The sequence below is a fragment of the Cyanobacteriota bacterium genome (genome assembly GCA_027618255.1).
In the GTDB taxonomy this organism is placed as follows: Bacteria; Cyanobacteriota; Vampirovibrionia; order LMEP-6097; family LMEP-6097; genus JABHOV01.
In genome coordinates this window covers 1-11024 of sequence record JAQCFG010000061.1, presented here as the reverse complement: position 1 = coordinate 11024, position 11024 = coordinate 1, and the positions used below count along the sequence as shown (strand labels likewise).

Genomic DNA, 11024 nt, shown 5'->3' with positions numbered 1-11024 from the left:
TGCTGTCACTCTCTGATAACAAGCTCTCTCCAGTTCATGCAATAGAAAAGCTTACAGAATATACTGACAGATTGAAAAATTCTTGGTTGCCATGGCTATTGGATATAACATCAATATTGTTGGTGGCTCACATCCCACTCAAGATGGGGAAGACGTGAATTATAGTTACTTCTTTGAGTCAGATTTGATTTAGTTTTATGAAATTGTCTTCAATCCGTTCTTAAACCTGAATTGTCACTGATAACTGCAAATATTCGCCCTGGGTCTGCTTTATTGATATCTATCAATTCTCGCAAGCTGTTTTTGTCATTAACAGTCCAAGGAATAAGATATTTAGATTCTTGCTTGGCAAGTTGGAGTATTGCTTGGCGGCTGTCTGAGCCTTCTTTGATGCAGTCAAAATCTGGATAGAGGTAATCAATAAGCTTGAATAATTGAGGGAAATTGTTTTGGAGTCTTTGTAGCTCATCTGCCTGTGCAAAATTGAAGGCAAATTTGGCTTGCGGGCAAGCTCCTATAATGGCTTCTCTTAGACCTTCAAGAATTGCGATGCTGAAGCTATGGAAAATCACTGTGGCATTAGCTGGTAGGTGCATGAGTTGAGTTTTAAATTTGCGAATGTATTCAGGAACATCATCAAGCTCTACTTTTAATTCAATTGATAGAGTGCCGCTGTAATCATGCAAAGCAGTCATCAAGTCTTTGAAACTTGGCACAGTTGCCATTGCTTGCTTATCATCAAAGAACCTTGGGTTAGTAGTTGCTGCAGTTGCCTTAGACAGTTCTGCTAAACTAAGTTTGCTAACGAGGCTGGACTCGTCTCCATTAATAGCAGATAAATTATCATCATGAAAAACACAAAATGCAGTATCAGGATCCTGATTTACTTCTTTGCAAAGCTGCACGTCAAACTCCATGCCCATTGCAGCTGGATCGTGCGATGCTCTTGTTAAAGCTGCTAAGCCGTTTTCAGCTAGGCTCGGTAAGTTTGCTACAAACCTGTTTTGTGAATTGCGATTGAAGTTGTGTAGTCCTCTATGGTGTATTAGTCCGATTTCTTTAGTCATAATGCGGTTTACCGTATCTCTCAAGCATAATTTGATAGATCTCATCATTTTTGCAAACAATAAAAAAGTTAATTATGCCATTGCCGGTATAGCCTACAGACTTGATTCCAGCATCTTCCTTGCGTAGTAGTCTTAGGTGTCCTGGTGCAAATTTGTGCCTGGTACACTCACAGATTCCCAAAACTAATTTGGCTCCTTGCGCTTCTATCCAAGCCATCTCTTTTTTAAGTTCTTTGGGAACTGTTTTGTGTTTAGCTTTGGACATTAAATGATTTTAGGTCCTTTGTAGATGATTGGAGCTTCAGCAAAAATCGGTTCTAGTTCTATGAGCGCTGCTTGCAGGTGAGGTGTTTGCCAGTGTGCCGCTTCAGCTTCAGGGTCTTGCCATTCTTCAAAAGAAACAATCGTATTTGGGTCTTCTTGGTTTTGATAGAAGCCATAGTCAAGGGCGCCTTGCTCTTCTCTACTTGCATGAGCTAGTTTAGTTAAGCTGTTAATCATTTGCTGCGTACTGCCTTCTTTGGCTTTGAGAATAGCAATGGTGTAGACCTTCATGCGTTCGATTATATCTTATCGACAGCAAGTTTGTAAGTCGGATCTTCAAGTACGTTGACGTCTATGAGTTCTTCAGCGTTTTTGAGCAGTTTAAGGCAATCAGAACTCAAGTGCTTCAGGTGAATTTTCTTACCAATTTTGAGATAGCGTCCAGTGATTTTATTCCGAATGTAGTGAAAACTCGAGAGCTTGTTCTCGGAGGATTGAATTGAATGAGGGTCAAATAAATCAAGTAGTTTGTGTATGAAGACTTGATACTATCAGATTTTCAGGCTTATTTTAGACCATGTTTTAAGTTTTAGATTTGTTTAGTTTGAAGCAGGTTAGAATAGAACTTATGCCACATTTAATTCTTGAATATACAAAGAATCTTGACGCTGAAATTAAATCAAAGCAGTTACTTGAAAAAACTCATTGGGTGATGCTTGATTCTGGGCTCTTTAATCCCGAGGCTGTTAAATCAAGAACCAGATGTCTGGAAGAGCATTTGCTAGGAACTAAAAAAGAAGGGACTAGTTTTATTCATATTGCTGTGGCTTTGCTTGAGGGTAGGACGCTAGAGCAAAAGAAAGAATTGAGTAAGGCTATTTCTGCTTGTATTAAAAGTGAGTTTGCTAATTTAGGCTCAGTGTCTGTCGAGATTCGAGATATGGACAAGGCTAGTTATAGTAAGTGATTTTGTCATTGTGACGAAGTAAGCCAGGCTTGATCAACAGTGATGGGGAATATTACAGCATCACATCAACCAAGATCGGACTATGTTCAGCAATTGGTAAGGCTTCAAATTGATAATTGAAATCATGTAGGGTACGAGGATTCATTGGTCTATGTCTGTCAGCTAATGGTTTAACAAAAATCCAATCGATTTTGACTTTGGCTTTGCCAAAAAGTTTTTTGTATTCATAAGTTGTGATAAAACCTTTTTTGCCACGTTGATTGGAATTGGCAAGTAACTTCTCTGAGTTACTGTAATTAAATTCCTCGATGCCAGCAAAGTCAAACTTGTTACCATCACTAAATTGAAACTTTTCAAGATTGCGGAAAATCTTAGCTGCTCTATTTCTCATAAATATCGGTACATTTGAGACTGTCGGATTGTTTTTCTTGCGATAACCACCAATAATGGTGGAACTAAGATTGGTAATGAAAGCAAATGGATTGAGATAAGTGATAGCTTTTTTGGCAAGTACTTGCGGGTCTGTAACAGTCTGCTTGATTGCCTTGCCAAGATAGAATGGCCCAGAGTTTTTTTCAAAGTTGTTTAAGCCAGCGCCAAGTATAATTGGATTCTTGTACCCTTGAATGTAACTAAGTAGATAATGAAGTTGCATTTCTCGACATGCCGGACTTGCTCTATTCTCTAGTTGGGTGCTAATGACTAAAACCGGTTCGTTATTAGGTAAGATGATTTCTGCGGTCAGTGCCACGCGACCACCTCTGCGTATTTCATCGATATAACCTTCACCGGCTCTGTCTTTGATTTTTTTACGTAGCTTGTCTGGTGATCTGTCTTGAAGGTATTTCCCCTCTTCTTCAAACCAGTTATAACAGGCTGGTAGACGGATTTTACCAAGTCTATTGATTGGAAACTTGGACACAATTGCATTACCATGCAAGCCTTTAAAATCATCAGACTTGAAATTAGCACTGAGTTTGAAACTATTTTTTTGAGTTTCAAGATGTGCTAGGTAAGGATTAAGTTCTTTCTTTTGTTCTTGTGGCTCAATTGTTTCTTGAGGTATCCTCTTGAGCAAACTTGGGCTGGCTTCAATAAACTCAGGCACGAAAGCATAGTGCCCATGCATCAAGTTGGCAAATTCTTCTACATTGTTTTTGAAACCAGAACGCTCTGTTTGCCAGTCTGCTGAGTTTAGTATAAAGATGTCAGTAGATTTAAGTAGCTCTAGGTCAGTTGATGAATTATTCTTACTAGACTTGTTTTGAAAGTCGGAATTATCTCCAAAGGCAACACGCGCATTCCGCGCGGTTGCTACCTTTTTTTGAGCGACCTGTACATCGAAACTGTGTTTCGAAACAGGTCTACTACTATTTAATAGAGTACTGAGATATTTAAAATCTAGATTATAAATATTCCAATGAACCACTCGAAAAAAATACTTGCCTAGTTGCTCGTTATACCTCAAACCTGGGTCAGTAAGGTCAGGTTTGAGTTCATAAAGTACACTATGAAGCGTGTCCCCGAGCTTGCTCATGGTTGCTTTGCTTGGTTTGGTGCTACTCAATACTTCTTTGATTTCTTGAATTTTGATCGTTTCAGTCGCATCTAATCCCTTGATGAGTTTGGCTTCAAGGGGATTGCTGATAATTAATGATAAAAGGCAGCTCAGGCTGAAGAATTGAACTATAAACATGTATAGCCTAATATTATCACGATGGCATGCTGATTTTGAGTAAATAGTTTTCGCAGAAAGTCTAATAAATAGATATAGTTAATCTAATGAAAGTCAAAGCAGCAGTAGCTTGGGGTCCTAAACAAGAACTAAGTATAGAAGAAGTAGATTTGCAAGCGCCCCAAAAAGGCGAAGTGCTTATTCGTATCGTGGCAACAGGTGTTTGTCACACAGATGCCTATACTTTGTCTGGCGCTGATCCTGAGGGAATCTTTCCGGTTATATTGGGTCATGAAGGTGGTGGCATTGTAGAAGAGCTTGGTGAAGGAGTTACTAGTCTCAAGAAGGGCGACCATGTTATTCCGCTTTATACACCTGAATGCGGTGAGTGCAAGTTTTGCAAATCTGGTAAAACTAATCTCTGTCAAAAAATCAGAGCAACTCAAGGCAAAGGCTTGATGCCGGATGGCACGACACGATTTTCCAAAGACGGTAAACCAATTTATCATTATATGGGGACTTCGACTTTTGCTGAATATACAGTGGTGCCGGAAATAGCTCTCGCCAAAGTCAATCCTCAAGCACCATTAGACAAGGTTTGTCTTTTGGGTTGCGGTGTAACTACCGGGATTGGTGCTGTTCTCAATACCGCCAAAGTAGAAGCGGGAGCTACTGTTGCTGTCTTTGGACTTGGTGGAATCGGACTATCCGTTATTCAAGGAGCCACTATGGTCAAAGCAGGAAGAATTATTGCAATTGACACTAACCCAGACAAGTTTGAAATAGCCAAGAAGCTTGGTGCCACTGATTGTATCAATCCTAAAGATCATGACCAAGCAATTCAAGACTTGATTATTGAAATGACTGATGGTGGTGTTGATTACTCTTTTGAATGCGTGGGTAATGTAGAGCTGATGCGAGCCGCTCTTGAATCTTGCCACAAGGGTTGGGGCGAATCTATTATTATTGGAGTTGCCGGAGCTGGTGAAGAAATTGCTACACGTCCCTTTCAGCTTGTTACCGGTAGAGTCTGGCGTGGCAGTGCCTTTGGCGGGGTCAAAGGTCGTAGCGAATTAGCTGGCTATGTTGATAAATATATGTCCCAAGAAATCAATCTTGACGATATGGTGAGTTTTGAAATGCCGTTAGAGAGGATTAATGAAGCTTTTGATTTGATGCATCAAGGTAGATCTATCCGCACGGTCATCAAGTTTGACTAGATTGAATTAACCTGCTGACTTAGCTGCTTTGTTAAAGTTGCTTCTTCTTGGTTTATTAGATCCTGCTGCTGATTTACCTTTGAAAGATCCACCGCCGCTGCTTGAAGCGTTGCTTTTACCTTTGAATCTTGAGCCGCCGCCAGGAGCACCACCACCAGATCTTGGACCTCTATGAAAACCACCACCTGAGCTTGATGTCTCTGAGCCAGATTTTCTATTGAATCTGCCTCTGGCTCCACCGCCACCACCATTACTTGGTTTGCTATCACTATTAAGTGTTTCAGTACCTTGAACTCCTGGAAGTTGTGCAGGGTTGATTGTTAATTTGCTTGTGTATGCGATACGACTTATTTGTGCAAGTTCTTTGCCCGTTACTAGGTTAAGAGCTAGTCCCTTTTTGCCGGCTCTACCAGTTCTACCAATTCTATGTATATAGTCTTGATCAGCTCTTGGAAGATCATAGTTAATTACAACTTCAAGGTCATTAATATCAAGACCACGAGCTGCAACATCAGTTGCTACTAAAAGCTCGATGCTACCAGCTTTGAAAGCACCCATAACTCTGGTTCTTTTCTTTTGATCGATATCACCATGTAATGCTGCTGCAATATAGTCTTCGTGGACTAATCTTTTGGTAAGCTCATCTACTTTCATTTTGGTGTTACAGAAAATTATTCCTGATTTGACATTGTATTCAGTAAGAAGACGTTTAAGTGCATCAAGCTTGGGTGCACTTTTGAGATTGAAATATAGTTGTTCAATTTGCTGACTTTGTTCTTTGTTACCAGTGATATTGATTTTGATTGCTTTATTTTGGTAGCGCTCCATCAAACGTACAAGGTCTTGAGACATCGTCGCTGAGAACATTACAGTTTGTCTTTGTTGAGAAGTTTGACTAATGATGTCTTTCATATCATCACGGAAACCCATATCAAGCATTTGATCAGCTTCATCAAGAACTAAATATTTAACTTGATCAAGCTTAAGACTCTTGCGTCTCATATGATCCATTAATCTTCCAGGAGTACCAATTACGATATCGCAGTTATTTTTTAAAGCTCTAAGTTGTACGCTAATGTTTTGTCCGCCATAAATAGGCACGATAGAAATATCTTTGCGAAACTTGGTAAGTTTTTTGAGTTCGCCGGCTACTTGAATTACTAGTTCTCTGGTAGGGCACATGATTAATGCTTGAGTTGCCGAAATACCAGTATTGATTTTTTCAATACATGGGATGGCAAAAGCAGCTGTTTTACCTGTTCCGGTTTGCGCCTGTCCAATTAGGTCTTTTCCCTCAAGCAAAAGCGGAAGTGTTTCTCCTTGAATCTTGGTTGCATCATCATAACCAAGGGCTTCTATTGCCTGGATAGTTTCTTTGCTTATATTAAAATCTGTAAATTTAGCCATTGAGTTGCCAATCCTAGCACGTATTAACAGTTTGCGTGCTAGATAATGCTAATACTTATTGTTTGTTAAGTATTAGCCCTGTTTCGAAACAAAGTTTCGATGTACAGGTCGCTCAAAAAAGGTAGCAACCGCGCGGAATGCGCGTGTTGCCTTTGGTGATAATTCCAACTTTCAAAACAACTCTATAGACCTCTTTCGAAACCGAAGGTTTCGTGTAATGAAGCTAATACTGGCTATTTTCTTGTGTGGCACTTTTACCACAGGTCAAGGGAGTATCCCAATGTTAATATGAAGTCAAATGGCTTGTTTACTATGCGATTCTCCTGAGCAAGAAGAACTTGGTAACAAGGATATATATAAAGTAGTTAAATGTAGTTGTTGTGGTTTGCATTTTTTGGATCCGATACCTAGTGAGCAAGCACTGAATGAATATTACAACTCTGAGCAAAACCAGGGGCACTATGTCAAAGTCGCTGAACGCAAGATCAAATCTGGCAAGCGCAAGCTGACCAAACTAATTAAATACACCAAGGGGCAAGCTTTTGTTGACATTGGTTGTAATGCAGGCGCTAACACTGAAGCCGCTCGTCAGCTTGGCTTTAGCACTCTTGGTATTGATTTGAGTGAGGGTGCAATTGACAACGCTCGTGAGCTTTTCCCGGAAAATCGTTTTGAAGTGATGACTATTGAGACCTTGGTTCAAGAAGTAAAAGAAAGTGGCAATGGTTTTGATTTGGTTTTTTGTTCTGAAGTTATTGAGCATGTTACCGATCCTCATAGTTTTGCAAAATCACTTAATGCAATTATGAATCCAGGAGCGATACTTTATCTCACTACTCCTGATGCCGGACATTTTTGCGTGCCTCGTGATTTTACTCGCTGGAAGCATGTGCATGCTCCAGATCATATTTGCTACTTCAATCGTAAGAACCTAACTCAATTACTTGAGCAGCATGGTCTTGAAGTAATTAAATTCCGCTGGACTACTAAGACTAATTTGCAAGTGATTACAAGAAATATTGCAAGATCCAAGTGAATTCTTGAGTGCTGCTACCTCAACAACTTGGCATCTCAATTTGAAAAATAGTGGCGGCAGTTCTATTGGCAAACTACATTTTGAATTTGATCCAAGTGAAGCAATACCAGAGGCGACTCTTGAATCATTTGTACTTGCTAAATATATTGATTTAGTTGAAGGGCTCGCTTCAATAGACTTGGTTGATGCAGACGGAACAGTTCTTGCTTCTAAGACTCTTGTCGATGAGATTCCTAGTGTGGAAATTATTTCAGCTGATTTGAGTAACTCCAGACAGGGAGCGAGTATCGATCTAGCTTGGTCAATTATTGACAATTCTGGTGCAGAGACCTTGACAACAGTATTGATTGGCTCTGACCCAGATGAGATGGTTGTTTATGGTGATGGTTTTGAGCTTGAAGGTTCGTCTGTGACTTTGACGGGGATTCCTAATAAACCTAAGATTAAGCATGTGCAAGTGATTGTGACGAATGGATCACGGAGTGCTAAATCAGAGATCTTTGATCTTTAGGGTCTATCCTTAAAGTCTCACCTGCTGTGTTATTTGACTTCTCATTGGCTACAGCCAACTTCGAACACGCCTTTCAGGCTTCAAATGCCTTGCATATGAACCTTTATGAATAGACCCTGGGTCTCAAGTTGTGGATATTGCTTGTTTTAATACCACACGATCCTTCTTCAGCTCTAACTGTCCCGTTGCCTCAAGCTCCTTAAACGCCCGCGACAGAGTCGCAGAAATAGTCCCTAGGTAATTAGCTAGATCGCTTTTGGAGATCTCTAATTCAAACTCATTAGAGTCATATTGTAGTGATTTGTATTGAAGATATTTTAGAAGCCTCTCAGGGACACTAGTTAAAACAAAGTCTCTAGATCTATCATAGAGTCCGAGTGAGAGGTTAGAAATATACTCTAGTAAATTAGCTTTCATTATTGGATCATTTTCAATGACTTCTTTAAACTCGTTTGCTTTGAGTGTCAGTATCTTGGAATCAGTCAGAGCAGTTGCTGCATAGGGAAAGTATTGCAGCTCGGTGTGCAAAAGCTCTAAGCCGGCAGCTTGTCCTTGATCAAGGATTTTATAGATATATTCCTTAGAAGAATTATCATCATAGTTGTGGAGTTTGATCCTGCCTCTAAGTACAAAATAGATTCTGTCGAGTGATTGGAAATTAAAGAAGAGCGCTTGTTTGTTTTGAATGTCTATAATGTCAGCTATTTTGCCAAGCTCATGACTTTGTTGTCGTTTGATATTTTTAAAAAGTGGGTGTTTGAGGATAACATCGCAAATGCAAACAACTCGTTGAGCGAGGCATTGTTTGATAGTCCTTTGGTCACATTCGGCGTTAAACATAGGATAATTTTGGCAGATTTTTGACTTAAGTCAAAAACTTTATCCGCATAAAGGGTAGATTTGTAGCAATCAGGAGATTATTGCATGACAAAAGAAATGAAGAAAATAGATGAAGCCCGCTTGGAAAATGATTTACAATATAGATTTGGTTATTTGGCTGAATTTATAGGTTTTGGTGCGGATGATATCAAGGTAATTACTGGTGCAGCGCCACTTTTGGCTCCTTTGGTACCAGGTTTAGTTGATGCGGTTTATAACAAGCTGTTTTCTTATGAATGCACCAAGAGACATTTTGTGCCTAAGCAATCAGGTTATGAAGGTGCAGTTCCTGAAAGTATTGATCAATTAAGTCAGGATCATGAGATGATCAAATTCCGCAAGGGACATTTGGCTAAGTACCTAGAAACACTTGTTACTGGCGCTTATGACGCCAAGATGGTTGAGTATTTAGACTTGGTTGGTAAAATGCATACACCAAAAGCAGGAAGCAAATTATTAGACGTTCCTTTAGTACAGATGAATGCGCTGATGGGTTTTGTTGCTGATGCTGTCAACGCCACTATTTTTGGTTTCAAGCTTGATTGCGAGACGACGCAGGCTGCCATTAGATCGTTTAGTAAGTTGTTGTGGATACAGAATGACTTGATCACAAGACATTATCAAGGAGTTAAAACAAATGCATAAAAAAGATACAAGAACGTTAGATAAATTATTTAGTCATCCAATACCGATGAATTTAGAGTGGAATGAAGTCAAGCACATGCTTGAAACCATGGGAGCTACAATTGATACAACTCATCACAGTCATATCAAAGTCAATCTAGCTGGTGAAACTAGGACTTTCAAAACTTTTCACAAAAACCTTGGTGACAAGCATGAGATTCTTGAGTTGCAGCATTTGATTAGAGATGCTGGGATGGCAGCGAATTAAGGCAGTGTTACAACAACTACTGCAATTAACTTGGCAGCTTTGGTAACTACTTCAGTGCTGTTATCAGAGTTGGTTTGAGTTTGGAGGATTGACAATAAGATTGATTAATAAATTTCATCATCATACAAAGTTGTTGTCGATTAATTCCTCTTGACAATGCGTGGTAGAAAGCGTTTGGAAATTCTATAGATAAATCTCTTGCCATAGATTATCTCCTTTTAAAACTGGAGCAGACCTTAGCATTGTGAAATTGCGCAACTGCGTATTACACGATTAAGGCAGATGGCAGGATACGACCCTATGAGCACAAAATACAGCTTCTCAGATCAAGCTCTAGTCCATAACCCTAAAGCCCATCATATAAGTATCAGTTGCCAAACCAGATAGATCCTTAGTCGAACTACTATTGTGACGTACTACACCAGTTACATAATCTGTTGTACCATTCATATGAACTAGATACACGGCCGTAACACTTGCAGCCACAGAACTACTACCTATAGTTTCAACGTTATGAGCAACAGTAGTACCATTCAAATTAATCTTAGCTATAGCAAAACTATCTGCATCTACAGCCAAAACTCTTGTTTTAAGAACAATAAGGTAAATGCCCTCACTTGTAGGTGTAAACTTTTCTGTTGAAAGATCAAACTCAGAATTATAATCATATGCTTCAGTCGTCCAATCTATTGTGTAGTCTGTATTTTGAGTTAAAGTCGTAAGATCAGTACCATTACGATGAGCATGAAAAAAAGAAGGCTTACCAGAGCTAGCAAAATCTCTCCATGACGTACCATCACAAAACTCCATTCGCTTATCTGTAGAATTGTACCTTTGAGATCCTTCTGTAGTTCCATCACAAGTAGCAGATGAATCTCCCATTAGAATATCTCCATTGACTTGTAACTTAGCAGCGGGGCTAGTGTCGCCAATACCAATATTACCGCTAGAGTTAATTGTTAACCTATCATTCGTTCCCAAAACAGCTGTACCGGCAGTAGCAGCATAACTTATTTTAAAATTGTCATTATCACTATTGTCGATACCTACTGCATAAGCATCTCCGACAATAGAGAATTGCATCGCCGCATCTCCAGTACTGACCT

13 protein-coding genes and 1 pseudogene are annotated in these 11024 nt (G+C 39.5%); 6 read left to right on the top strand and 8 right to left on the bottom strand.

All coding sequences use genetic code 11. The features are described from left to right. Positions 1 to 209: 209 nt before the first annotated feature. The 4 genes and pseudogenes from O3C63_08195 to O3C63_08180 all read right to left on the bottom strand — a co-directional run bounded on the left by O3C63_08195 (position 210) and on the right by O3C63_08180 (position 1786). On the bottom strand, positions 210 to 1067 hold the full coding sequence (locus tag O3C63_08195) for a glycerophosphodiester phosphodiesterase family protein (protein MDA0772907.1): 858 nt from the start codon (positions 1065 to 1067) through the stop codon (positions 210 to 212). Next, positions 1060 to 1332, bottom strand: coding sequence for a hypothetical protein (locus O3C63_08190; protein ID MDA0772906.1), 273 nt, complete (start codon positions 1330 to 1332; stop codon positions 1060 to 1062). Before O3C63_08190 ends, O3C63_08195 begins: the two co-directional genes overlap by 8 nt. Continuing rightward, on the bottom strand, positions 1332 to 1622 hold the full coding sequence (locus O3C63_08185) for a putative quinol monooxygenase (GenBank protein ID MDA0772905.1): 291 nt from the start codon (positions 1620 to 1622) through the stop codon (positions 1332 to 1334). The genes O3C63_08190 and O3C63_08185 overlap by 1 nt, the downstream gene beginning before the upstream one ends. 8 nt (positions 1623 to 1630) lie before the next feature. Beyond that, positions 1631 to 1786 (bottom strand): annotated as a pseudogene (locus O3C63_08180) (sodium-independent anion transporter). A 173-nt stretch (positions 1787 to 1959) separates the two neighbouring features. On the opposite strand from O3C63_08180, the gene O3C63_08175 reads away from it, so the two are divergent. Further along, on the top strand, positions 1960 to 2298 hold the full coding sequence (locus O3C63_08175; protein ID MDA0772904.1) for a 5-carboxymethyl-2-hydroxymuconate Delta-isomerase: 339 nt from the start codon (positions 1960 to 1962) through the stop codon (positions 2296 to 2298). Between the two features lie 52 nt (positions 2299 to 2350). Here O3C63_08175 and O3C63_08170 read toward each other — a convergent pair whose 3' ends face one another. Then, positions 2351 to 3994, bottom strand: a complete 1644-nt coding sequence (locus O3C63_08170; GenBank protein MDA0772903.1) for a hypothetical protein — start codon at positions 3992 to 3994, stop codon at positions 2351 to 2353. Between the two features lie 86 nt (positions 3995 to 4080). Here O3C63_08170 and O3C63_08165 point away from each other — a divergent pair, with 86 nt between their 5' ends. Then, positions 4081 to 5193 (top strand): S-(hydroxymethyl)glutathione dehydrogenase/class III alcohol dehydrogenase, encoded by a 1113-nt coding sequence (locus O3C63_08165; protein ID MDA0772902.1) that lies wholly within the window; start codon positions 4081 to 4083, stop codon positions 5191 to 5193. 6 nt (positions 5194 to 5199) lie between these two features. Here O3C63_08165 and O3C63_08160 read toward each other — a convergent pair whose 3' ends face one another. After that, on the bottom strand, positions 5200 to 6600 hold the full coding sequence (locus O3C63_08160) for a DEAD/DEAH box helicase (GenBank protein MDA0772901.1): 1401 nt from the start codon (positions 6598 to 6600) through the stop codon (positions 5200 to 5202). 298 nt (positions 6601 to 6898) lie between these two features. Here O3C63_08160 and O3C63_08155 point away from each other — a divergent pair, with 298 nt between their 5' ends. Further along, entirely contained in the window at positions 6899 to 7636 is a 738-nt protein-coding gene (locus O3C63_08155) for a class I SAM-dependent methyltransferase (protein ID MDA0772900.1), read from the top strand. Continuing rightward, entirely contained in the window at positions 7620 to 8147 is a 528-nt protein-coding gene (locus O3C63_08150) for a hypothetical protein (protein MDA0772899.1), read from the top strand. The genes O3C63_08155 and O3C63_08150 overlap by 17 nt, the downstream gene beginning before the upstream one ends. 123 nt (positions 8148 to 8270) lie before the next feature. Here O3C63_08150 and O3C63_08145 read toward each other — a convergent pair whose 3' ends face one another. Next, a complete protein-coding gene (locus tag O3C63_08145) occupies positions 8271 to 8987 on the bottom strand; it encodes a Crp/Fnr family transcriptional regulator (protein ID MDA0772898.1) in 717 nt (238 codons plus the stop codon). A gap of 96 nt (positions 8988 to 9083) precedes the next feature. Between O3C63_08145 and O3C63_08140 the strand changes: the two genes are divergently transcribed. Together O3C63_08140 and O3C63_08135 are read left to right on the top strand one after the other, a co-directional pair. Beyond that, the gene (locus O3C63_08140) at positions 9084 to 9671 is read left to right on the top strand and encodes a protoglobin family protein (protein ID MDA0772897.1); all 588 of its coding nucleotides are present in this window, start codon (positions 9084 to 9086) and stop codon (positions 9669 to 9671) included. Continuing rightward, complete coding sequence (locus O3C63_08135; protein ID MDA0772896.1) at positions 9664 to 9918, top strand: hypothetical protein; 255 nt, start codon at positions 9664 to 9666, stop codon at positions 9916 to 9918. Before O3C63_08140 ends, O3C63_08135 begins: the two co-directional genes overlap by 8 nt. A 333-nt stretch (positions 9919 to 10251) precedes the next feature. Here O3C63_08135 and O3C63_08130 read toward each other — a convergent pair. After that, a partial coding sequence (locus tag O3C63_08130) for a hypothetical protein (GenBank protein ID MDA0772895.1) occupies positions 10252 to 11024 on the bottom strand: 773 nt, incomplete at its 5' end.

What these genes read in the sequence shown, in the direction of transcription:
- O3C63_08195 (MDA0772907.1), bottom strand. Translation starts at nt 1,067, where the DNA reads ATGACTAAAGAAATCGGACTAATACACCATAGAGGACTACACAACTTC.
- O3C63_08190 (MDA0772906.1), bottom strand. Translation starts at nt 1,332, where the DNA reads ATGTCCAAAGCTAAACACAAAACAGTTCCCAAAGAACTTAAAAAAGAG.
- O3C63_08185 (MDA0772905.1), bottom strand. Translation starts at nt 1,622, where the DNA reads ATGAAGGTCTACACCATTGCTATTCTCAAAGCCAAAGAAGGCAGTACG.
- O3C63_08175 (MDA0772904.1), top strand. Translation starts at nt 1,960, where the DNA reads ATGCCACATTTAATTCTTGAATATACAAAGAATCTTGACGCTGAAATT.
- O3C63_08170 (MDA0772903.1), bottom strand. Translation starts at nt 3,994, where the DNA reads ATGTTTATAGTTCAATTCTTCAGCCTGAGCTGCCTTTTATCATTAATT.
- O3C63_08165 (MDA0772902.1), top strand. Translation starts at nt 4,081, where the DNA reads ATGAAAGTCAAAGCAGCAGTAGCTTGGGGTCCTAAACAAGAACTAAGT.
- O3C63_08160 (MDA0772901.1), bottom strand. Translation starts at nt 6,600, where the DNA reads ATGGCTAAATTTACAGATTTTAATATAAGCAAAGAAACTATCCAGGCA.
- O3C63_08155 (MDA0772900.1), top strand. Translation starts at nt 6,899, where the DNA reads ATGGCTTGTTTACTATGCGATTCTCCTGAGCAAGAAGAACTTGGTAAC.
- O3C63_08145 (MDA0772898.1), bottom strand. Translation starts at nt 8,987, where the DNA reads ATGTTTAACGCCGAATGTGACCAAAGGACTATCAAACAATGCCTCGCT.
- O3C63_08140 (MDA0772897.1), top strand. Translation starts at nt 9,084, where the DNA reads ATGAAGAAAATAGATGAAGCCCGCTTGGAAAATGATTTACAATATAGA.
- O3C63_08135 (MDA0772896.1), top strand. Translation starts at nt 9,664, where the DNA reads ATGCATAAAAAAGATACAAGAACGTTAGATAAATTATTTAGTCATCCA.